Below are 21,339 nucleotides of genomic sequence, written 5' to 3' on the forward strand. Positions count from 1 at the left end.
AAAAAATGTTATACCTTTGCAGCCGCATTCGAAAAGAATATACGGAAGGACCGATTCGCTAGCTCAGCAGGTAGAGCACAACACTTTTAATGTTGGGGTCCTGGGTTCGAGCCCCAGGCGGATCACCAGACAAAGATGCAAATCGAAGAGAATCCCTGATAACCAACAGTTATCGGGGATTTTTCTTTTCTACCAACCTCCCCTTTTTACGCAGAATATAGCAACTTTCACCGACCAATTCGGTGGAGTAAGATTCCGACTAAAAAAGTCCACCGAATAAGGTTGTTTTGCATTGATACACACTATTTTGCGTAGTCGCACTTTTGGCTTTGGAACTTAATTTTGCAACCAAAAAAGTATCAAGCCATGCAAAGAAACTATTTCTCGATTCTCTTCTTTATCAGAAGAACAAGACTGTTGAAAAACGGTGAGGCACCCATCGGGATACGAATCACCGTAAACGGGCAACGTGCAGAAATGCAAATCAAACGCAGCGTTGCCGAAGAGCGTTGGAACGCATCCAAAGGATGTGTGGTAGGGAAAGACAGGAAAGCACTGGAACTGAATCAGTATCTGGAATCTGTCAGAACAAAAATTTATCAGATACATCGCGAACTGCTGCAAGACGGCAAGCCTATCACAGCTTTCATCATGATGCAGAAATTCAATGGAGGGGGCGAAGCTCCTAAGATGCTCTTGGAAGTATTCCGTGAGCATAACAAAAAGTACAGGGAACTTATAGACCGCGATTATGTGAAAGGTACGGTTTTGAGGTACGAAAGGACTGTCCGCTATCTGGAGGAAATGCTTCAAAGCCAATACGGTTTGAAGGACATTCCGTTGAAGGAGCTGAACCATGAATTTGTTCTGAACTTTGAACACTTTGTAAAGGTGCAGAAGAACTGCGCTCAAAATGCGGCTGTCAAGTATCTGAAGAACTTGAAGAAAATCACCCGACTCGCATTGGTCAACAAATGGATAACCGATGATCCATTCATTGAAATCCATTTTCACCAGACACAAAGCAACCGTGATTTCTTGACGGAAGAGGAACTCAATGCCATCATCAATAAGAAATTTGATATACCACGCCTTGAAACCGTCCGTGATATTTTTGTCTTTTGTGCACTAAGTGGTTTAGCATTTACGGATGCCCAACATCTGACACCGGAGCATATCACACAAGACAGCAACGGGGACTATTGGATTAGAAAGCCACGCGAAAAGACAAACAACATGTGCAACATCCCCTTGCTGGATATACCACGAATGATTGCGGAGAAATACAAGAGCCATCCCGAATGTGTCAAAAAGGGAGTGGTATTGCCTGTACCGTCCAACCAACGGATGAACAGCTACCTCAAAGAGATTGCGGATGTGTGTGGCATCAAGAAGACTTTGAGCACACATATCGCTCGGCATACCTTTGCCTGCATCGCCATAGCCAATAAAGTGTCTATGGAATCAATCGCAAAGATGTTAGGTCATTCTGACCTCAGAACTACAAAAATCTATGCGAAACTGATGGATAAGACTGTTTCTGAAGAAATGAATGTTTTGAAACGAAAATTTAGTGCAATATGAACAGAGGAATAATGACTATCAGTGAAACAGGTGTGTTCACAATACCGACCGCACCTATATGGATGACGCAATTTGAGATTGCCGACCTGTTCGGTGTATTCTCGTGTAACGTCCGCAAGGCGATACGGTCAATCTACAAGAACAAGGAATTGAGCGAGGTTGAAACGATGAAGTATGTCAAGCAAACTAACGGCATCAGTTATGACGTTTACAGCCTTGAAATGGTTATAGCCGTTGCATTCAGGATATGCAGTAGAGATAGTTTCTTGTTCAGACGGTTTGTAATGGATAGAACCTGTGCAAGGACAAAAGGAACACAAGCGATGCTGTTCGTTTCTTGTGGCAAAGGCGGCAACCTATGGTATAGTTGAGCTTCATCCCGCCAGTCACGCGTTCCCGATGCACGGATGCAAAGGTAGCGCGTGGCTTGGGTGTCAGCCGCAAGGTCGGGCGGCAAAGCCGTTCCGGGCAGAATCTTCCTCAAACTAGTTTGAGCGTATTCAGCCCGAAAACCTTGCCGCTGCCTGCCACACACTCTTAGTGCATCCGGCAACGGAAACGAGCGACTGACGGGAAATCAGAAGAAACGAAAAAGGGAACGGCTTACAAATGAAGTTTGATAATGATGCTTCATCCGTAAGCCGTTCCTTCTTTTTTCGTTGGGTGGACTATTGCTGCCTCAAATCGTGGGCGGACGGCAAACTTCGCTCCTTTAAGGAAATCAGGTGCCTGTCAGTCTGTATGCAGGGCGGTAGCTGTCCGACAGCATCCGTTCGATGTCGGATTCCCGGTAGAGGATTTTGCCGCCTAACTGGATGTAGGGTATCCGTCCTTCGTTGCGGTAGTCCTGAAGCGTCCGGCGGCTCACTTTCAAGCGTGCCGACACCTCCTTGTCGGTAAAGAACCGTTCTCCTCCCAATGTCGGTCGGTAATTGGCTGTCAGGTGCTCGAAACTGTCCAACAGGCGGTCAATGTTGCTCATGAAGTGGATTATCCACTCACTGTTCTTGGTCATCAGTTCGTTCATATTACTTTGGATTTAGTGGTTGTTATCATTATACTCTGTTTACTGCATTCATATCGTCCTGCCTTTGAACTTGGCTCCCTTCCGCCTGTCCTCTACAACCGAGACTATACGCTGCACGTCTTCGGGACGGTAATACGTCTTATGGTTTATCTGCGAGTAAGCCAGCGTGCCGTTATCGCGCAGTGTCTGCAACGTGCGTGGGCTGATGTTGAGCATTTGGCACACGTCCTGATTGTCCATCCACTCGTTCATTCTTTTTTCTCCATGCCGATGGCAGATGGCATCCATGCGGCGGACGAAACGGTCGAACTTGGCGACCAGCTCCTCAAAGGTCTTTTTTTCAATAGATACGATTTCCATATACATTATTTTTTGTTGTTATTTCTCTTTTTGCTGCAAAGAAAAGGGCTAAATCCTATAAAACAATGGCTTTTTCAGAACTGGCAGCATTTGGCTCCAGTATGGTAGAGGTTGGCATCATAGCAGGTTGTTTGTACGGTACATTCTTTTTGCCGCTTATAGCTGTTGTCGGTTGTCTGCATACTTTTCCAAGTGCAAAGCGTAATCCATGAATACGGACTTGTTTTTTGGAGAATGGAAACATGACCGTTTGATTATCCTTATTCAGGAGAGATGCGGATAATGGCTGTTGGCCCCCCGCTCCTTAATATAAGAAAAGAAGCCACCGACACGGTTTGCCATAAGCCCTTGTCCCAATCTGGACCGCTCTCCGTGTAATCCCAACAATCCGGCAAATCATAGAAGTTCTCACCGTGTATGAATACTCCACATCGGCAAAACCATACAAAATTGCCCTACTGCACCCATTCGCTTGACAGACTGGATTACAGGCAGTTATTTTGCTCCCGACAAACGGTCAACTATGCGCATAAAGACCAACGAGTATTCACCTTTAACAAGAAAAACAATGAGTAAGAAATTCAAAAACATCGAGAACGATGAAGAGTTCAAGAACTTCAAGTTGGAAGACTACCTGCCTTCCATGAACAGACGTGAGCCGAAGGCAGATACTTCCGTTTCGGAACAAGAAACCGCTATGAAGGAAGAAGCAAACCTCTTCCCGCCGATGGATGAACCGGACACATCCGCCATACAGGAGGCGGTATCCAATGCAATCCGACAGGACGAGCCGGAGGTATGGAAAACTGATTCCGATGATGCCGACGAAGAAGTATAGGCAGCTGTTACCAAAACGGATGCTCCTGCGGAACGGACGATTGTCAGACGTATCAGCAGCAAGCAACGCAGGCTGTCGTTGGACGAGTACCGCGCCACCTACCTGCAAGTCCCCAAGATTGCCGACCGCAAGCCCGTGTTCGTCAGCCGCGAGGTACGGGACGAATTGGACAGGATTGTCCGCTGCCTCGGAGACAGGGGCATGAGCGTGTCGGGATTGGTCGAGAACCTCGCCCGGCAGCACCTTGCCGCTTACGGGAACGATATCGACCAATGGCGTAAATTATAGGAATTAAGGCAAGACCGGCGGGGTGTCTTTAGGGTATCTTTCAGGGATGCTCTAAATTACTGATAACGAAGTTTGGAGGAGGCAAGTTTATGTTTCGGGCAGACCGAAACCACTTGCCCCGCTCCAAACCTCGCAGGGAAGCCACATCCCGTTGGTCTATATCCTGTGGAATCATTGTAATCAGTAAACGAAACAAGAAATGATAATCATGCAAAGCGAAAAAATAAAGAATGACGGACGGGAACGGACAAACAAAGGCGGTCGTCCCGTCAAGGGTGCCGCCGAGAAGTTGAAGTACCGTATCACCGTGAAGATGGCAACGGAGGACTACTACCTGTTGAAGTCCAAGGCGAAGTCGGCGGGAGTCTCAGCCAGCGAGTTCATCCGTGGCTGCATCAAAGACGGTGGCGTGAAAGAACGGCTCTCAAAAGAGCATGGCGACTTTATCCGCAAGCTGTGCGGCATGGCGAACAACCTGAACCAGCTCGCACGAAAGGCGAATGCGGAGGGGTATGCCTCCGTGTTCATGCCCTGCCGCACGCTGATGATAGAGATGGACAACCTTGTAAACCGGATACGCCTATGATAGCGAAAATCATGAAAGGATCGGACTTCAGGGGCGTGGTTTACTACATCCTGAATGATGAGAAAGGCACTAAAATCATAGATGCGGACGGCTTGTTTCTGGAAAATAACGACACGATAGCGCAGGGATTCATCGGACAGGCGCAGATGAATCCGAGGGTGACAAAAGCAGTCGGGCATATCGCATTGAGCTTTTCCAAAGAGGATTCACCACGCCTGAACAATACGGTCATGGCGCAGATTGCCCGTGAGTATATGGAGAAGATGGGCATCAGGGACACGCAATACATTATCGGGCGACATTTCGACAAGGAGCATCCGCACGTTCATATAGCTTTCAACCGCATCGACAATAACGGCAAGACCATATCCGACAGGAACGACCGCTTCCGCAACAAACGCATCTGCAAAGAACTGACCAAGAAATACGGGTTGCATTGCGCAAACGGGAAGGAACAGGTGAAAATCCACCGTTTGCGTGAGCCGGACAAGACAAGATACATGCTGTATCAAATCTTGAAAACGGAAGTCGGAAGGTGTGGTAACTGGAACGTGCTCGTCAATAACTTGAAGCGGCAGGGCGTGGATGTTGAGTTCAAATACAAGGGAAGCACTGACGAGATTCAGGATATCGTCTTTTCCATGAACGGCTACCGTTTCAACGGCTCCAAGGTGGACAGGCTGTTCAGCTATTCCAAGATTGACATGGCGTTAAGGCTCAACAATCATGAGGAACGGCAGACGCAACCACATCCGCAAGCTAATCGGGAAGAAATAAGCCCAATCTCAAACAGCGGAGGCGACCTCATTAACGGCTCGTTAGGTTTGTTCGCTCCGAACAATGTGCCGGAAGAACAGCAGCCTTACGACCCGTACCTGAGAAACAAGAAAAAGAAAAAACAACGTAAAATCAACTGGTAACTATGGCAGACAACAATGTATTCATCCTCTTTGAGGAAATCAAAACCGCTTTGAAAGGTATAAACGGTAAGTTGGAAGAACTTCCAAGATTGATAACCAAGCAACCACAAACCGGAAATGACAAGCCGGATTTGTCCCCGATAAAGGATGCGGTAGCAGAAACGGCAAAAGCCAAATCCGAAGAGATTAAGGTCTTATTGGAAAGGCAGTGGAAAGCATACTCGCAACTTGCCACCCTGCCCCTGCACAAACCTGATGCAATCAAGACACAGGAAGAGCAAGAAGCACAACAAGAATTGCAGCCGCAGGAGCATATCCACCGACACAGTTTCGACATCAAGTCAAGCAAGGTCTTCTCTTTTGTCGTCGGGCTTGGCGTGGTATGCGCCTTATCCCTGTGGGGCAACATCGAGCAATGGCAGTCCAAACGCCAATACGCCGACGATGCGTTGAAGTTCCGTGCCATCCGTTCATGGGGCGGATGCGATGCTGACAATATACTTTGGCTGAACAAGGTCTTCGACATTCACCGGGACGAGAAAGCCATCGAATGGGTGCGGAAGCAGGCGGACGGATATGACACATCCCTGAAAACCGTCTCAGACAGTCTGATGCAGGAGGACTTAAAAGGCAAAGTCAAGCCCAATACCAGCAACCCTAAATCCGATTGATCTGGCATCGGTAAAAGTGGAATTCCGTCCTTCGAGCAAAGAGGGTAAGGATGAGACAATCTATTGTCTGGTGATTCACGACTATATGATTGGTTAAGCTATCTCTCTTCTCTTATGAGGTTGTGTTCAAAAAATAACATAGCCTCTAATCTTTATCTGCAATAACGGTTAGTCATTTTCAAGTGATTATTGAGGTCTTGATATCTTTGGAATAATCTGAATGACAAATCGTTTATTGTTTTCTTCAATTATATTGTCTCTGTTGATTCCATTGAAACCACTTCCAGCTATGATAACTTCGGTATTATAGTTGCGGAGATTTATACCTTTTGAAAGCCACCGTCGATAAAGAGCCAAAGCGCGATGATAACTTAGCTCATACATCCATATATTATCGGGATTGAAAGATTTATTTTGAAGTTGTTGCCAAGGAATAGCTGCGTTTCCTTCAATAACCAGTTGAAAATTCAGATTTGGATTCTTTTCATGCAATCTTTTGACAACCTTTTGCAAGGATTCACCAACATTATCTACAGTCTCAATGTATTCTGGCTTGATAATGTCATCATTGGGATTGAATATTTCTATCCCTATGAAATCTTTTGCGACAAACATTTTTTTCCTTTCAACATACAGTAAAGCAGAAGATTTGCTGAGCTCTTCAAATTGTGTTTCGAGTTGAAGAATTTGTTTTAGTTTTTCTGCTTCAGCATTAGCATTGTTTCTTTCGTTCTGTAATGCTATGTTGTCATATTTCATTTTCCCTATGCACACAACAAACAGTACTAACATAATAAAAAATAGGCTTGTCATCAAGTCTGAATAACTGAGCCAAAATGAATCATTATACTTACCCCTTGCCATGATTAGTTCTTGTTTACATTCATAATGGCTTTTGTCATAGAATCAACGGCTTTAAGTGTAGCTTTGTGCAGTTCGATTGATTCTTGTTGGGCATCTTTATAATCTTTGCGAAGATTTAAGATTTCTCCTTTCAAATCCTTATAACAGTCCGCCTGTACTTGTGTATATTGTACCATTGTGGCAAGCACTTCATTCATCTTTTCAAACGTGTCAAAGAACTCTTTGTTGTTTACTAAAAAATTACGAATATGCTCTGTTGATGCTACTAATTGAGTAGATAGACTCTCAGAAACTTGTTTACCTTCTGATATAAACATATCAAATTCTTTCCGCCATACATCACGAGCTTCAGAACCTGTCGGAAAGTGTGTTGTGATAGCTTCTTGGAATTCTCTTTGTAATTCGCTTGCTTTATTCTGATTGCTTACAACAAGTGATAAGCCAGCTGAAAATTCATCAAATTTAGTCAGTAAAGTTTGTATCTGAGTAACTGCGCCCGAAATATTTGTGATAGTGGAGTTTAGTTGTTGCTGATATGTCTGAAACACAGAAAAAGAATCAGAGGAATCTTTCAGTTGCATAAATGTCTCTGCAATTTTGTTGGCGGTTTTTGTCAAGCTCAATTTATTTATCTCTTCCAATACCAAATGTTGCTTTTCCAGATTGTCGTTAAGCAATTCTGCAGAATCTGCATAAGCATCAAGATTACGACCAAACTTGTCAACAAAGTGCCCAAGTACTCCTCGTAAAGAGTTTAGGCTTGAAGCCATACTGTTTGATAGTAGAGGCATCAATTCACGACGAAGGAAATCAATATATTCCTCTTTTCCTTCATTAGACTTAGATACAGCTTTCTTATATGAAACGGCACTATTAAATACAGTTAGTCCCAATCCCAAAAAACTTGCACTCATGGCGATAACTACCCCATAAAGCAAATGCTGAAGCCCCGTAAACTCTCCACTTGTGCCGAACATCCTTTCGAAATTAATACCCCATAATCCAGTAATGATTCCGATGAAAGTTCCAGCTAAGCCTAAATAAAGTGGAACATTAAGACTATTATGAATTTCATCCTCTAAAGTGTTTTTTTGGTTGTCGCATATACTTTCAAGAATTCCCAAGTCTGCGCTAGTTCCTGTATTCTTACATAGATACTCGTTAGTCCTGTTGATAATTACGCAGAACCGTCCTTTCGCTTTCTTGCCTTCAGGCATTGCAATTAGAGAGAGATTGATATAATCAATTCTTTCTTCTTCAATCTCTGACTTTACATGACGGTTAGGGATATTGGACAAGAACCTCTGCAATGAACTTTTAGATTTCAATATATCCGGGACAAGAGACGTTTCTTTCAGAAACAGGCTTTCCACTTCATTAAACAAATTTCCAAGTTCGAAAATCTTAAGTTTTGTTTTAATAAAGCTGGTTATCTGTAATATAACTACAATTATAACAACAACTGTTGCTATAATAAGACCAATGTATTCGTTTATATTTTCCATAAAGTTATGTTAGTTATTCGTTGTTATCAAATAAGTTAGCACTTTGTTCTTTTCTTTGCGCCTTTGCTTTGTTTTTTATCTCTTTCTTTAGCTCCTTGTCTCGTAGTTTCTTTAGCTCCAATTCATCTTTGGTCATGGGTTGATAGCTCCCTAAACCTTCAGGGTAAATCCCCTCGATATAGAGCTTTACAAGCCCTGCATGTGATAATGGTTTTGAAGCGTCTCTAAAATCGATATTGGTATTGTAATCTAATAGCACAATGTCTTGTTTCTTACTTTGTTCTTTGATACGCTCTACTACATGGTGTACTTCCGGAATATTGTCAAGCACCCATTTGTATGTGGGTAAATATATCAGCATTCGAGCCTCGAAGTAGCCTAGTAGTTCTTTACCATATGCTCCTTTCCGATGTCCTTTTGGCATACCGTACTTACGAACAGTTCTTTTCAGATCTTTCATTGTATCATTCCTGAATGTGGCAAAATCAACGTCTGCACCTTCAAAAACTTTCAGACCTTGCCACACCGCTTCAACGCACGTTGCTGTCAGACCTTTTGTGAAAGGAATGGGTATATTCATGTGTGGGTAAAATGGGCTCAATATCTGCGCATATCTCATATTCGATGTAGATGTGATATCTAATATCGCAGCTTGGGGGAACTCCTCTTGAACCTTTTCTAATTTTCGTTTTTTGTTTACAACGTATATCATAACTCTAAAATTTGTCTAAGTTTATTATGTATTCCTTAGAAAGGAATGTTTTTACCATTACCTCTGCTTGGAAGAATGAACGTTCATTATCGTCTAAATCAAAATGTGTTCGCACTTTTACCGAGTTGAAATGTATCTGTTCCAAATCAGCGATAGAACTTCCTATATTCACAGGTTCGCGTTTTATGGTTGCATTTTTATTGGAGTATAATGCACTTGAAATGCAGGCAGCCTTTATGTCAATTATCAGATTAACTGGGTCTTTTATTCTTCCGTCATTCTTTGCAATATATTTCATTGGATGCTCTCTTGTAAAACTTAGTCGCACATAATCTTGAAGATTTCTGCTTACATCCGGTTGACGGCTTAAGTCACCACCTCCAGGTCGTGGAATCTTTATGCCATGCTTTTCACAATAAGACCATGAAAGCAAACCACCATACCTCTTAATTAGTGGAATGTTGCTTCTGTCTGTAAAATGGTATAAGTACTTGATTTCATTCTTTTGCAGCACATTCAATATATTTTGCCAATCCTCTTTTAATTCGGATGACAAGGCTTCCAATCGTTGTCTTTCTTTTCGTTCTGCTGCTTCTTTTCGGCGGACTTCATCAGCAAGTCGTTTTGCTTCGGCTTCTCGCCTTTCCCTTTCTTCTCTTTCTTTTTTCTCTTTTTCTTTTCTTGCCTTTTCCTCCGCTTCTTTCTGCTTTCGTTCTTCTTCCTCTTTACGCAATCTTTCTTCTGCCAGACGTGCAAGTTTCTCCTTTTCAAGTTCTGCAACAATCTTATCTAAACGGAATTGAAGCTGCTGATATTTTTCTCGGATGGATAAATCTTTTACTTTGACAATTTTATCAAGGATTTTGTTCAACTTGTTTTTTGCGTCTTCCGCCTTCCTCCTATCAATCAAAGTCTCTATCTCTGAAAGCAAAGTCTTCGTTTTATCTTCTAAAATCTTAAGTTCACAAGCCTCTTTTTTTAGTCGTTCTTCTTTCAGTGCTTTCAGATTCAGCACTTCACCAAATTTGTATGCTTGATAGACTGAATTCAGCTTTCTTTCAATAGGTTTAGGAACGGAAATCTTGTACCAGTCCATAGAAGAAATTTTCATCTGTTCTCTTTCTTCCTGTACTGTTTTCTTCCGAGCATCTAATTCTTTATCTAACGATTTTGACAATGAAGCTCTCTTACCGTCATTCTCGTTTGATGACGATGATGTTTGCGTTATGCCCAATATTCGTTTTAACCAATTTAGAAGCATTTTTTTAGCTATTCGTTCATATATAGCAAGGCGCAGACATTCACCATACGCTTCACGGTTCACCACAAACCACAACTATATATGGGAAGCCTGCGCCCATATCGGGTGCAGCTCCTATAATAGTTGTTGCTCTTTTTGTTCAAGTGGTGATTGTGAAGCTATAGAGCAAATATGTCTTGTGTCTCACGGACTACACTGCAAAAGTACTCATTAATACTGTAATAAAGAAACGTCTAAGATATAAATCCGAATATTTTTTGTACATTTGCAGAAAATAAAGCGTTCTTTTGATTGATGCAATATTGAGCGAAACACAGAATGTCGTTGGTTTCTAAATCGTTACCGATTAAGCAGAAAAGTTCTGTAACACGCTGTGCTTTAATAAGGAAAGACTCTATGTTTTCTTTGGTGTAAGGATATAGCAAAGTGTTGTCGGTTTGAAAGTGATTGCTAAGCAGTGAAAGAACTGAGTAATAGAAATTTGAAGTATATGAAAATTAAATCTGTACATATTAAAAACGTTAGAGGTTTAGGGGATCACGAGGTTGAACTAAATATGATTCCAAATAAGCCAAGCGTTCTTGTGGCACCAAATGGCTCAGGCAAGTCATCATTTGCATTTGCTTTTCAGTGGCTGAATCGTTCGAGGATGAAGATGAATAAGAATGATGCTTATATGGGTGATGAGAATAACTCCCCCAGTATGACAATAAAGACTTCAGAGCCTGATTTGATTTTGATTGCAGATAAGGATAGAAACGATATTGTCAAGCGATTTGGAATATATGTTATCAATAATAGTTTGACAGCTGTATCACCTGGAATTGCAAATGGTGGTTTTGCTATGGGTAAAGCTCATTTGAGTGTACCAGAAGTTGTAATGATTGATAGTATTCCTGCCCAAGTTCAACTTGTTGATGATTTTGACGATGTGTATTCATTAACAGATGCGCCTGTAGGATATTATCCTGTTATCAATGATTTTCTGTCTGACAATAAGTTTATGGCTGGATTGGATATTGAAGCATTGAAATGCACAAAACGCCCAATGACACAAATAACGGATTTTATTGAACGTTCCAAATCTTATAAAGGTACAATAGATGTGCGTCATAGTATAATAGAAACAGATGATTATAATAATTTGTTAGCAATTAATGCGATAGCATATGCTATCGAGAAATTCCGATTAAAGACGCCTGAAACTAACAAGGCAAAGTTATTACTGCGCGCAGTTAGACTTGTAACGCTATATTATAGAAAGGGGGATGAGTTTAAGGCTAGAATGGACTATGCTGAGTATAAAGAGCAAGACCAAGCCTGCCGAAAACTGTTTGCCGTTCTTAAGCAGACTTGGAATGGAATTGCGCCACATAAAGTGGGCGATAAGGTTAGTTTAAAAATAGGGGATGCACAACGCATTTCAAATGGAGAACGCGATATTATGGTGTTCTTGGCAAACCTTTACAAAGCAAAGTCTAAGCTTATAAAAGAAAACAATATACTTATTATTGATGAGGTTTTCGATTATTTAGATGATGCAAACCTGATGGCTGCTCAATTCTATATCACTCAAATGATAAAAGAATTACACAAAGAAGGTAGGAACATCTTTCCAATCATATTGAGCCATTTAAATCCGGATTATTACAATCAGCATTATTCTTTTAAGGATTTGAAAGTTTACTATCTTTGTCCACTTCCTCATCCACATGCTAGTGATAATATGATGAAGCTATTGAGGAAAAGAAAAGAACTTTCAAGGGCTGCTGGACATGGCGCAGAAGAGGATATATCTAAGTATATGCTTCATTTCTATAAAGACTATTCGAAGAATATGTCTGGCAATATAGGAGAATGCCCTTCACAATGGGCTGATATAAATGTATTCAAGCAGTATTGTATAGAGCATTTAGATGCATATCTACAGAATAGAGCATATGATGCATTAGCGGTGTGTGTGGCACTGCGTGAGATTATTGAGAGAAGAGTGTATATACAACTCCAAACTGTGGAGCAAAAAGATACTTTTTTAAGTAAGCATGGGACTTCAGAAAAACTTGGATATGCAGAAGAGCAAGGTGTTGATGTTCCTGAAATATACTACTTATTAGGGAATATCTATAATGATCCAATGCATGTAGATAATAAAAGCAATAAGCTGATAACTCAGACTCTTTATTCGCGCATGGAAAATAATACCATTAGGAGTATGATTAAGAACGTGAAAGATAATATAGTATGATGCGAGATGAGAGGTGGCTAAAAATATAAGTGGAAAGCTATTTTCTATTCTTTTAAAGTTACAATAGGGATATTTAGTAAATTTGGGTCACCGGTAAAGTCTTGTGGGGTCATCGATAAAATCCTGTGGTTTTATGCATAAATTTTAGTTAGTCTATACAAGAAAAAGGGTATGTCTATAACCCCTCTAAGTTGTTCTCTGAACTGTTTAACTTTCGCATTAAATGATTCTGCAGCAGCATTTGATGCCCTATTAATATAGAAGTTTAGTATCTCCTCACTTCTGTCATATAATGTAGCAGCTATTGTGTTAAACGATTCAAATCCAGATTGTTCTACTTCTTGATACCACTTCGCTAAATTGGTTCTTGCTCCTGCCTTTATCGATCGTTTATTAAAAATCATTCTTAAAGAATGACTAAGTGAATATGCCCGTTTAATATCCGGATATTCTCTGAATAAGACTGTAGCTCTGAGCTTCTGTGCCTCAGTCCATTTTTCAGCAGATTTGAAAAGCAGATACCGGCTCCTTGCCAATAATTCCTTGCGTGTATCACCATTCTCAAAGGTAAAAGGGGTATATTTCTTTTTCAGACCTTTAGCTTCCTGCCTGACATCAGTCTCTTCTTGTATAGCTTCCCAACGGTGTCCGATTCTAATTTCCTGTACAGCATCACACGCCAGCTTTTGAATATGGAAGCGATCTATCACACGGATAGCCGAGGTGAAACATCTGCGAACGATCTTGCGCATACTTTCTGACAAATCAAGAGTGACCTCCCGCACCATCCGAAGTGCTTCTTCAGGGATTTGTTCTAGCACAGCTATGACATCGTCAGCCTTGGTACCCTTGACAATAGCCACGATAGCACCTTTACCACCGTGTGCCTCTCTGTTGATGATTATAGTATATAACTCACCATTAGAAAGGGAAGTTTCATCAATACTCAAGTACGGTCCCAGGTTCTCGGAAAACAGCAGCCAGTTTGCGGCATGGGACAGTTGATCCCACATGCGGTAGTCACTTAGATACTCTTTATATTGCCGCTCAAACTGATCACCGTCAATATGATAATAACGTTCAAGAGAGCGGGCCGTAATCGGGTATTTCTCCAAGCAATCCTTTTAAAAAAGACGCGAATTCTTTTGAATGTCGCGTTCCCTGAGCGGTAAGCTCAAAAGTGTTACAGATGATAGAACCAGTTTCCTTGTCGAGCCATTTACGACGCCGTACACATAAGCTTACCTTACGGTCACGGATAGGAAAATCACGAATATAAACCGGAGGAAGAAAACCTTTGGACTCTAAAGAGTGAACCCTAGAGGACAAGGGAGGAAGATTTTGCTCATCTAAATGAATGGTTAACATTTCAGCGGTGTTCTCTATTTTAACAATATCAAAACACTCCAACAGGTCAGCTGGGAGTATGAAGCGAGCAAGAACTAAAAGAGTATCGTAACTAGTCATAAGAGTTTTTTGAAGGCAAAGATAAGAATTGGAGAGAAGAAGACCACATGATTTTACCGGTGAACCCTATTTTTCCGAACTTTCCTCATCTTCATTAGTACCTAATGTCACAATAATGAAGAAACACGCTGATAAAGCAATCAGGTAAATACTTGACAACTTGAAAAAAGAATAATCCCATATTAAATCACTGGAAATTTGTATAATAAGCAAACGCTTATTATCTTTGTGTATCAAATAAGAGTTCTTAGTTTTAATGTTTAACTGATGAAAGATAAAGAAATAGACTGGGATGCTTGTCTGCCAACAAAAGAAATGCAAGCTGACTTTAAAAGATTTAAAGGACTGAAAACCGCAGAAGAAAAAGAAGCTTTCAAGAAAGAAATGCAGGATAAATATCACAAACTGCCGGAAGCACAAAAGGAGGCCTACAAGAAAGCATCTGAAGCCGGGCTAAAAGCAACGGTAAGTGCCTGCAATGATTACATAGAAAGAGCGGAAGAAGCCATATTACGTAATAAACGTAAGCATTCGGTAAACCACGTATTTTCGTCTCCACCTTCCATCATTAACTTTACGTCCAAAAAGCCAAGTTATGATGACACGAGAAGAAGTAGTAGAAATAATGAACTACTGCAAAGAGCACAAAGTGACTTATAAGTCAAGATTAGAGGAACTCAATATCCCTGTATGGCGGTTTTATGACAGCAAATCCCGTTATGCCGCCGAGCAATCATCTGGTAAAACGGCTCAAGGTGAGTTTATCGAGCTTCCGCATAGCGGATCTTTTGTTCCGGTTCCTTCATTTGCCGGTACAACCGGACGGAAACAGAAAAGTACACCGACCACGCCAAGCGGATTGAAAGAGATAGAAATACGTACACCGGCCGGTAGTGCCATACGCATTTGTGGTGAGCTAAATGAAAAGGAACTGTTTTCAATCATCCGGGCCTGCAGCCATGTTCAGCCTTAATGACAGTATGCGCTATCTGTTGTATAACCGCCCAACTGATATGCGCAAAAGCTTCCATACCCTCAGCGGTATCATCACCGACGCCATGGGTCAGGACCCCTGTAACGGCAACGTGTATATCTTCATAAACCGTGCCCGTGACCGTATAAAACTCCTGCATTGGGAGCCTGGCGGCATGGTGTTATATTCCAAACTTCTGGAAGCCGGTACCTTAGGTAAACCTGATTCTGCCAACGACAATGAGGTCTGTACAAATATAGAATGGCGGGAACTTGTCATGATAGTGGAGGGTATCATGGAAGCCCGTGACTCCCGTCGCACGAGACTTGAAAACCTGCAGAAACTTCGAAAATAGTATCGGATTTTTTACTCTGTTTGCTTTTGTATGTCATTGGATTTTAGTATATTTACATTGTGAAAAAATGAGATGCAGATGCTTACAGAGGAACAGGAAAAAGCCTTATTGGAAGAATTAGAGCAGCTCCGTCAGGATAAAGCGGCGCTTATCAGCAGGGTTTCCTCACTGGAACAGTCGCTGTACTGGCTTCGGAAAAAAGTCTTTGGCCGGATGAGCGAGAAGAATCTTCCGCTTGATCCCAACCAACTGTTCCTGTTCTCAAAAGCTGAAATGTCCTCCATGGAAATATCCCGGATGGAGGAGGAAGTCCGCAAAAGCGATGAAGAAATCACCAGAACCATAAAAGTCAAGGAGAAGCCGGCCCGCAAGCCCTTGGATACATCTTCTCTTGCGGTAGAGGTTGTTGATCTTTACCCCGAAGGGACAACAGACGGGGAAGGCAGGCTTAAGGATGATTTCATTGAAATCGGAAAGGAAGAGAGTTCACGCCTGGAACGTGTTCCGGCAAAATTGTATATCCTGAAGACTGTCCGTCACAAAGTGATAAGTAAGTCCGATATGGAGAAATACCCCGAGGAAAGACAGATCCTGATTCACCCTCTACCTCTTGTTCCGGTCAGTAAATGTATGGCAGGCGCCTCGGTCCTGACAGACATTATCATCGGCAAGTTCATGTATCATCTCCCGTTCTATCGTCTGATACAGCAGTATCGCGAATCAGGAATCAGCATAAGCGAATCTACCATGTGCGGATGGTATGAAATGGCGGTGGAGAAACTCAGGTTGCTGTACAACCTGCTCAAACAGAAGATACTCTCCAGTGAGTATATACAAGTGGACGAGAGTGTCATTCCTGTGCTGGACAATGAGAAACATAAGGCGAAAAAGGGGTATGAGTGGTGCGTACGCGACGGCATCACGGGGGACGTCATGTTCCATTATGACCGTGGCAGCCGTTCGGGGACTGTAGCCCGTGAACTGCTGGGATGTTACCATGGCATTGTGCAATGTGACGGCTATGCAGCTTACGAACAGTTTGAGCAGGTGAAAGGAATCACTATGGTCGGCTGTTGGGCACATGTCAGAAGGAAGTACGTGGATGCCCTGGAAGAGAACAGGACCCTGGCCACACAGGCAATACACTACATCGGCAAGTTGTACAAGATAGAATCTGAAGCCAATGATGCAGGGCTCACAGCTGAAGAGCGTAAGGAAAAACGTATCAGTGAGGCCTATCCGCTGATACTTGAATTTGAAAAGTGGCTGCAGGACACCTATCTTAGAGTGCTTCCTAAAAGCCGTATGGGTAAAGCCATCGAATATACGTACACGCTCCTTCCAAGACTTTCCAGATACGTAAACGACGGAAGAATCGAAATTGATGACAACCGTATAGAAAATGCCATAAGACCTTTGGCTTTGGGAAGAAAGAACTATCTGTTCTGCGGAAACGATGCATCAGCATACAGAGCTGCCATCGTATACTCACTGATTTCAACCTGCAAATCAGCAGAAGTAGACCCCAGAATCTGGATGGAAGATGTCCTGAGCAAAATTCCATATTATGAAAGGGATGAGAAGAATATGGAAGAACTTCTACCACGTAATTGGGTAAAATCCAATCAAACTTGTTCCGAATAGATACTATTAGTTCCGAATCGACTACGAATAGCACCGATTCGGAACTAATTTCACAAAAATTGCAACGTGGTTTACCGAATGCTTACTAATAAACTTGGAGAATTGCCCGAAGCAATCTCATTCAGTTATATTGCAAAGAAATATTTTGGTAAAAGTAGAAACTGGTTATATCAGCGTATTAACGGGAATATAGTCAACGGGAAAAAGGCTCGCTTTACTGACAATGAACTCAAAACGTTCCTGAACGCTTTGAACGATGTTAGCGAAATGATTCATCAGACATCATTAAAAATCAGTTAAGCTCTTATTTGACACCATCCCTGCATTTGAGCCGATGCAAGGATTTTCATTGCCTAATCGAAAAATAGTTGTATCTCTGCAACATCAAGATAATACGGACATTATTCGGATTATTTTTGACTTTGGTGAAGGGGTGGTTTCCCTCACTTTTTTATATCCTTACCGAACTTTTTATTTATACATTAGTTCTACCTTATGTAACCCTTCTTGAGAGTTTGTTGATTCGTGTGTTGTTAATCCCAATTCTTGCTTATCACTAAAAATCATCGAATCAAGATATACTTGCCACAATCCGAGATTCTTGTGCATTTGTCAAGTTGGAATATGATAAATAGAAATATACTTAATACAACCACGTCCTTAAATGAGGACCTATATAGCCTACATATATTTCTCTTGTTTGATTATCGGGATAAAAATGCATCCGCAAATTTCCACAGATTACATGTAAAGAAAATACAATCCTCTCTCCATTAGGCAATGAAAAACATCTAACAGCAGAATAATTGTCTAATGTCATTTGACTTTCAGGATGAATTACTATACTCTTGGTATTATTAACAGATTCATAACTAAAACTACCAGCTTTCCATTCCATAGCTACTTCATCCAGCACTTGTAATCTTCTAATAATATTAGCTAAATCTATAGACTTCCCTAGTCTATTTAAATTTTGCTTAACACTACTACAAAAAATAAGATTAGGGAAAAAAACACTTTTGTTGTTCCAAAGCTCTTTTCCATCTTTCAACTTTTCAAATTTCTGCTTTCGTAGCCAATCAAGATGTGATTCAACATGATATTTATTTCCAAAACAACAAATTTGTTCTTCACATTTTATAATATCATTATTCTCAATATATTCATGTATAACAGATAACTTATTTGTATTCCAACATTCTTCCGTCAGGAAATTAATACATAGCGTGTTACAAATCAAAGCAGCCTTAAGACCTTGCCCCAAATTGTCATTAAAATAACAATTTTCCTCTTCAAATCGCTTTTCTAATTTACAATCAGTAATCAAAGGTGAAGAAGAAACGATGATAAGGAACTTATCTTTCAAATCCTTACTCACTTTAAAATCCCCCAACCATGCGCCAATGGAATAATTACTCAAAAAAGATAAATCAAATAAGTTTTTCCCCAAAGATATATCTATACGTAAATTACTTAATCCTAGTTTTTGTTCTGCATAAACAGCAGCATGAACAAAATTTTCCATTAATCCATATACTTGCATTTTTGTTTGTACATGATTTAATGATAGTTCATTTAACATATATTCCATAACCAATTAATCTTTTTGTATCAACAGACTTAGTTGTTTAGTATACTCATCAAAAAAGTCATTAGGTTGAAAAGATAAACGCCCATCGCTATCCACTAAAGGTTCTTCAATATATATTGAGTGCCCTTCTTCTGCCCTAGAAAAGAAATATACAGAAAAGTTATTTGCCAATATCCTTTTTTCCTTAATAGCCACTCTCATGCCATTAAAAATATGATCACTGTGAGACTCTACTAATATTTGAACCCCATCATTTGCTGCATACGATATTAATTTCCCCAACATAACTTGTCCCTTGGGATGTAAATGAGATTCTGGATTCTCAAATATTAATAAATCTCCTTTTTGGGCATTTAAAAGTGCAATTATTATTGGAAGTACATATGTAATGCCAAACCCCGTATTAACGGATGTAAATTCAGGCGTTGTATCTTTTTGATTAATAAACTCATATCCTAATGTAGATATTTTTAAATCAGGATGAAATCTAGGCTTTACACGTACTTCCGAAGTTATTTCACTGATCCATGCATTCACATTATCTAATAGAGTATTAGATTTAGCATTGGGATGTTTTAAGTTTAGATTAGGAATTGTATCAAACTTATATTTATCAAGATAATGTACTGCATATTGTCCTTTTTCCCCCAAAGTCCTTAAAACTTCAACAGCATATGGGGACGCTTCATATGTACGTTTAGGAGTAATACGTTCAGCATTCAAATATTGAAATTTATCATTAAACAACGACAAATTACCAATATTAAAAGAATCAGCATTTCCTTTTATAAGCTGCAATATATCAGAATCAGACTTAAGAGAATAAGACAATGAGAGGTGTCTAATTTTCTCAAAAACAATATCAAATACAATATCTCCGTCTCCTTCAATATTATACAAGTCCTTTCCATAACCAATATTTGTCAAATCGCCATTAAGTTGAAGTCTTGACAAAGACTTATCAGCCATGTAAGACTGTCTCAGTATTAATAAACTTTGTATTAAAGAAGATTTTCCCATCCCATTTTTACCACAGAATAAAGTGAGAGGAGATAAATTAATCTCAACGTCACTAAATGCTTTAAAATTCTTTAAAAATAGACTAGTGATCATACAATATGTTTTTTTATTAAAGATTCTATTTTCGTAAATCTATTAATTACAGCATTTTTGCTAGCTGTTGATGTTGTCACAGCATCATTAAATGATTTATCCCCAAATAGCTGTTTATACTCATTTCTTAATGAAATTTGATTATCGTAAATTTTTCTTATTTGTAACGTTGTTAATTTTGATAGAATTACCACCCATACTTCAAATAAAGCACTATTTAGGCGCCGGGGAATATTGTCAGAAATCACAGACCTACTAAAACGATCTTTTCCAAAAATTCCAGTATGAATCTTGATGCCTCGCAATATTGAGCTCGCAATATTCTCCAACTCATCTAATGAAGTTGTTTGCAATTTCTCCATTGCACGATCTAAGAAAGCACCTAAAGGACTTTCATATTTTAAATAGTTTGTTTGTATAAAAGCTACGCACCGTAAAACCAACTCACGATCTTCCATCCTTTCATTAGGTAATGGAATTAGTTTGCGAAAGCCAGCATCTTCTGTTATTTTTTTAAGAAAAGTAGAAGCTTGCCCTTGATTTAGTGCATTCCGAATTTCCATATCATTCAAAGATAATGCACCTGTATTAATTCTTTTAAAAACATTATACTTAACTTTTTTAGGTGTACCAGGACTTATTAAGAAACAAGTTACATTTGCCTCCATAATTCTCCTTTGCATAATTCGAGGTAAATCATTAAATTTTAATCCCTTATTATCATAGTCCTTTAATATATCTAATCCTATCAATGGTAAATTCTCATCTATAACAAAATTTTTCAAAGCAGATAGTCGCTGTAATCCGTCAACAATCAACCAACGATCATCTTCACTAGCATCAAAATAAAATGCAGGCAAAGGAAGTTTTAACATAAGGGATTCTATTAAACGACTTTGTACATCACGTTTCCATAAATTAGCCTTCCTTTGGAATTCCGTATTAAGATCTATTTCATCATTTCTAATACGAGCAATCACATTATCAATAGATAACGTTTGTGGAATAATACGAATCTCATTAGGGTCAAAAGGCTCTGTCATTGTTTCTGGAAGATGCATCTTTGACAAATCTCTATCCGCATCTTCAGCAAATCCTTCAATTGTTAATTGTATGCCTTCTCCTTCTTTCATTTATTTAGCCTTTAATTCTAATAATATGCAATGCAAATGTAACCTTTTTCTTTTAATATTTTAGAAAAACAATCACCAATTATTATCGTATAGTTTTTATTAGTAAAATGTATCTTGATTATTATTCCATTTAAACCAATTGCTAAACAGTATATTTATACAAATTATTAATTACAAAACATCTATCAACACTTTAAGTTTC

At 40.0% G+C, this 21,339-nt stretch carries 21 protein-coding genes, 1 tRNA gene and 2 pseudogenes; 13 read left to right on the forward strand and 11 right to left on the reverse strand.

Annotated elements, in window-relative coordinates:
- Positions 1-52 precede the first annotated feature (52 nt).
- From AB9N12_RS16210 to AB9N12_RS16220, 3 genes are all read left to right on the forward strand, one after another.
- Positions 53-128 (forward strand) — tRNA-Lys (locus AB9N12_RS16210).
- Positions 129-366: 238 nt separating this feature from the next.
- Complete coding sequence (locus AB9N12_RS16215; protein ID WP_369893177.1) at positions 367-1,584, forward strand: site-specific integrase; 1,218 nt, start codon at positions 367-369, stop codon at positions 1,582-1,584.
- Positions 1,581-1,955 (forward strand): hypothetical protein, encoded by a 375-nt coding sequence (locus AB9N12_RS16220; protein ID WP_369893178.1) that lies wholly within the window; start codon positions 1,581-1,583, stop codon positions 1,953-1,955. Before AB9N12_RS16215 ends, AB9N12_RS16220 begins: the two co-directional genes overlap by 4 nt.
- Before the next feature lie 350 nt (positions 1,956-2,305).
- Here the strand turns inward: AB9N12_RS16220 and AB9N12_RS16225 are convergent, their stop codons facing one another.
- Together AB9N12_RS16225 and AB9N12_RS16230 are read right to left on the reverse strand one after the other, a co-directional pair.
- Positions 2,306-2,611: a helix-turn-helix domain-containing protein gene (locus AB9N12_RS16225; RefSeq protein WP_369893179.1), complete on the reverse strand. Its 306-nt coding sequence runs from the start codon at positions 2,609-2,611 to the stop codon at positions 2,306-2,308.
- 48 nt (positions 2,612-2,659) lie between these two features.
- A complete protein-coding gene (locus AB9N12_RS16230) occupies positions 2,660-2,971 on the reverse strand; it encodes a helix-turn-helix domain-containing protein (protein WP_369893180.1) in 312 nt (103 codons plus the stop codon).
- 568 nt (positions 2,972-3,539) lie between these two features.
- On the opposite strand from AB9N12_RS16230, the pseudogene AB9N12_RS16235 reads away from it, so the two are divergent.
- The 4 genes and pseudogenes from AB9N12_RS16235 to AB9N12_RS16250 all read left to right on the forward strand — a co-directional run bounded on the left by AB9N12_RS16235 (position 3,540) and on the right by AB9N12_RS16250 (position 6,274).
- A pseudogene (locus AB9N12_RS16235) lies at positions 3,540-4,097 on the forward strand (DUF3408 domain-containing protein).
- Positions 4,098-4,305: 208 nt separating this feature from the next.
- Positions 4,306-4,683 (forward strand): plasmid mobilization relaxosome protein MobC, encoded by a 378-nt coding sequence (gene mobC / locus AB9N12_RS16240; RefSeq protein ID WP_369893181.1) that lies wholly within the window; start codon positions 4,306-4,308, stop codon positions 4,681-4,683.
- On the forward strand, positions 4,680-5,603 hold the full coding sequence (locus tag AB9N12_RS16245) for a relaxase/mobilization nuclease domain-containing protein (protein ID WP_369893182.1): 924 nt from the start codon (positions 4,680-4,682) through the stop codon (positions 5,601-5,603). The genes mobC and AB9N12_RS16245 overlap by 4 nt, the downstream gene beginning before the upstream one ends.
- A gap of 2 nt (positions 5,604-5,605) precedes the next feature.
- Positions 5,606-6,274: a hypothetical protein gene (locus AB9N12_RS16250; RefSeq protein ID WP_369893183.1), complete on the forward strand. Its 669-nt coding sequence runs from the start codon at positions 5,606-5,608 to the stop codon at positions 6,272-6,274.
- 186 nt (positions 6,275-6,460) lie between these two features.
- On the opposite strand, the gene AB9N12_RS16255 is transcribed toward AB9N12_RS16250, so the two are convergent.
- The 4 genes from AB9N12_RS16255 to AB9N12_RS16270 are packed head-to-tail and all read right to left on the reverse strand — an operon-like array spanning position 6,461 to position 10,682.
- Complete coding sequence (locus tag AB9N12_RS16255; RefSeq protein WP_369893184.1) at positions 6,461-7,138, reverse strand: hypothetical protein; 678 nt, start codon at positions 7,136-7,138, stop codon at positions 6,461-6,463.
- A 2-nt stretch (positions 7,139-7,140) separates the two neighbouring features.
- Complete coding sequence (locus AB9N12_RS16260; protein WP_369893185.1) at positions 7,141-8,643, reverse strand: hypothetical protein; 1,503 nt, start codon at positions 8,641-8,643, stop codon at positions 7,141-7,143.
- A 13-nt stretch (positions 8,644-8,656) separates the two neighbouring features.
- Entirely contained in the window at positions 8,657-9,355 is a 699-nt protein-coding gene (locus tag AB9N12_RS16265; RefSeq protein ID WP_369893186.1) for a hypothetical protein, read from the reverse strand.
- Positions 9,356-9,359: 4 nt separating this feature from the next.
- A complete protein-coding gene (locus AB9N12_RS16270) occupies positions 9,360-10,682 on the reverse strand; it encodes a DarT ssDNA thymidine ADP-ribosyltransferase family protein (protein ID WP_369893187.1) in 1,323 nt (440 codons plus the stop codon).
- Positions 10,683-11,106: 424 nt separating this feature from the next.
- Between AB9N12_RS16270 and AB9N12_RS16275 the strand changes: the two genes are divergently transcribed.
- Positions 11,107-12,861 (forward strand): hypothetical protein, encoded by a 1,755-nt coding sequence (locus tag AB9N12_RS16275; protein ID WP_369893188.1) that lies wholly within the window; start codon positions 11,107-11,109, stop codon positions 12,859-12,861.
- Positions 12,862-12,992: 131 nt separating this feature from the next.
- Here the strand turns inward: AB9N12_RS16275 and AB9N12_RS16280 are convergent, their stop codons facing one another.
- Both AB9N12_RS16280 and AB9N12_RS16285 read right to left on the reverse strand, forming a co-directional pair.
- The gene (locus AB9N12_RS16280) at positions 12,993-13,976 is read right to left on the reverse strand and encodes a transposase (RefSeq protein ID WP_369893189.1); all 984 of its coding nucleotides are present in this window, start codon (positions 13,974-13,976) and stop codon (positions 12,993-12,995) included.
- Complete coding sequence (locus AB9N12_RS16285; RefSeq protein ID WP_369888972.1) at positions 13,942-14,328, reverse strand: hypothetical protein; 387 nt, start codon at positions 14,326-14,328, stop codon at positions 13,942-13,944. Before AB9N12_RS16285 ends, AB9N12_RS16280 begins: the two co-directional genes overlap by 35 nt.
- Before the next feature lie 315 nt (positions 14,329-14,643).
- On the opposite strand from AB9N12_RS16285, the gene AB9N12_RS16290 reads away from it, so the two are divergent.
- From AB9N12_RS16290 to AB9N12_RS16310, 5 genes and pseudogenes are all read left to right on the forward strand, one after another.
- On the forward strand, positions 14,644-14,988 hold the full coding sequence (locus AB9N12_RS16290) for a hypothetical protein (protein ID WP_369893279.1): 345 nt from the start codon (positions 14,644-14,646) through the stop codon (positions 14,986-14,988).
- On the forward strand, positions 14,924-15,301 hold the full coding sequence (locus tag AB9N12_RS16295; RefSeq protein ID WP_369892455.1) for a hypothetical protein: 378 nt from the start codon (positions 14,924-14,926) through the stop codon (positions 15,299-15,301). The genes AB9N12_RS16290 and AB9N12_RS16295 overlap by 65 nt, the downstream gene beginning before the upstream one ends.
- Positions 15,288-15,656 carry an IS66 family insertion sequence element accessory protein TnpB gene (gene tnpB, locus AB9N12_RS16300; protein ID WP_072542649.1) on the forward strand — a complete coding sequence of 123 codons (369 nt, stop codon included), beginning with the start codon at positions 15,288-15,290 and terminating at the stop codon, positions 15,654-15,656. The genes AB9N12_RS16295 and tnpB overlap by 14 nt, the downstream gene beginning before the upstream one ends.
- A gap of 78 nt (positions 15,657-15,734) precedes the next feature.
- Positions 15,735-17,300, forward strand: coding sequence for an IS66 family transposase (locus AB9N12_RS16305; RefSeq protein ID WP_369891586.1), 1,566 nt, complete (start codon positions 15,735-15,737; stop codon positions 17,298-17,300).
- Positions 17,301-17,378: 78 nt separating this feature from the next.
- Positions 17,379-17,600: pseudogene (locus tag AB9N12_RS16310) on the forward strand (DUF5053 domain-containing protein); the annotation flags it as partial.
- Positions 17,601-17,943: 343 nt separating this feature from the next.
- On the opposite strand, the gene AB9N12_RS16315 reads toward AB9N12_RS16310, so the two are convergent.
- From AB9N12_RS16315 to AB9N12_RS16325, 3 genes are read right to left on the reverse strand one after another with little or no spacing between them, the layout of a single operon-like run.
- Positions 17,944-18,891: a hypothetical protein gene (locus AB9N12_RS16315; RefSeq protein WP_369893190.1), complete on the reverse strand. Its 948-nt coding sequence runs from the start codon at positions 18,889-18,891 to the stop codon at positions 17,944-17,946.
- A gap of 6 nt (positions 18,892-18,897) precedes the next feature.
- A complete protein-coding gene (locus AB9N12_RS16320) occupies positions 18,898-20,004 on the reverse strand; it encodes a DUF3696 domain-containing protein (protein WP_369893191.1) in 1,107 nt (368 codons plus the stop codon).
- Entirely contained in the window at positions 20,001-21,137 is a 1,137-nt protein-coding gene (locus tag AB9N12_RS16325; RefSeq protein ID WP_369893193.1) for a DUF262 domain-containing protein, read from the reverse strand. Before AB9N12_RS16325 ends, AB9N12_RS16320 begins: the two co-directional genes overlap by 4 nt.
- Positions 21,138-21,339: the final 202 nt, after the last annotated feature.

This window comes from Bacteroides sp. AN502(2024), assembly GCF_041227145.1.
In the GTDB taxonomy this organism is placed as follows: domain Bacteria; phylum Bacteroidota; class Bacteroidia; order Bacteroidales; family Bacteroidaceae; genus Bacteroides.

Coding starts and splice junctions, on each gene's coding strand:
- AB9N12_RS16215 (WP_369893177.1), top strand. CDS start 367: ATGCAAAGAAACTATTTCTCGATTCTCTTCTTTATCAGAAGAACAAGA.
- AB9N12_RS16220 (WP_369893178.1), top strand. CDS start 1,581: ATGAACAGAGGAATAATGACTATCAGTGAAACAGGTGTGTTCACAATA.
- AB9N12_RS16225 (WP_369893179.1), bottom strand. CDS start 2,611: ATGAACGAACTGATGACCAAGAACAGTGAGTGGATAATCCACTTCATG.
- AB9N12_RS16230 (WP_369893180.1), bottom strand. CDS start 2,971: ATGGAAATCGTATCTATTGAAAAAAAGACCTTTGAGGAGCTGGTCGCC.
- mobC (WP_369893181.1), top strand. CDS start 4,306: ATGCAAAGCGAAAAAATAAAGAATGACGGACGGGAACGGACAAACAAA.
- AB9N12_RS16245 (WP_369893182.1), top strand. CDS start 4,680: ATGATAGCGAAAATCATGAAAGGATCGGACTTCAGGGGCGTGGTTTAC.
- AB9N12_RS16250 (WP_369893183.1), top strand. CDS start 5,606: ATGGCAGACAACAATGTATTCATCCTCTTTGAGGAAATCAAAACCGCT.
- AB9N12_RS16255 (WP_369893184.1), bottom strand. CDS start 7,138: ATGGCAAGGGGTAAGTATAATGATTCATTTTGGCTCAGTTATTCAGAC.
- AB9N12_RS16260 (WP_369893185.1), bottom strand. CDS start 8,643: ATGGAAAATATAAACGAATACATTGGTCTTATTATAGCAACAGTTGTT.
- AB9N12_RS16265 (WP_369893186.1), bottom strand. CDS start 9,355: ATGATATACGTTGTAAACAAAAAACGAAAATTAGAAAAGGTTCAAGAG.
- AB9N12_RS16275 (WP_369893188.1), top strand. CDS start 11,107: ATGAAAATTAAATCTGTACATATTAAAAACGTTAGAGGTTTAGGGGAT.
- AB9N12_RS16285 (WP_369888972.1), bottom strand. CDS start 14,328: ATGACTAGTTACGATACTCTTTTAGTTCTTGCTCGCTTCATACTCCCA.
- AB9N12_RS16290 (WP_369893279.1), top strand. CDS start 14,644: ATGCAAGCTGACTTTAAAAGATTTAAAGGACTGAAAACCGCAGAAGAA.
- AB9N12_RS16295 (WP_369892455.1), top strand. CDS start 14,924: ATGATGACACGAGAAGAAGTAGTAGAAATAATGAACTACTGCAAAGAG.
- tnpB (WP_072542649.1), top strand. CDS start 15,288: ATGTTCAGCCTTAATGACAGTATGCGCTATCTGTTGTATAACCGCCCA.
- AB9N12_RS16305 (WP_369891586.1), top strand. CDS start 15,735: ATGCTTACAGAGGAACAGGAAAAAGCCTTATTGGAAGAATTAGAGCAG.
- AB9N12_RS16315 (WP_369893190.1), bottom strand. CDS start 18,891: ATGGAATATATGTTAAATGAACTATCATTAAATCATGTACAAACAAAA.
- AB9N12_RS16320 (WP_369893191.1), bottom strand. CDS start 20,004: ATGATCACTAGTCTATTTTTAAAGAATTTTAAAGCATTTAGTGACGTT.
- AB9N12_RS16325 (WP_369893193.1), bottom strand. CDS start 21,137: ATGAAAGAAGGAGAAGGCATACAATTAACAATTGAAGGATTTGCTGAA.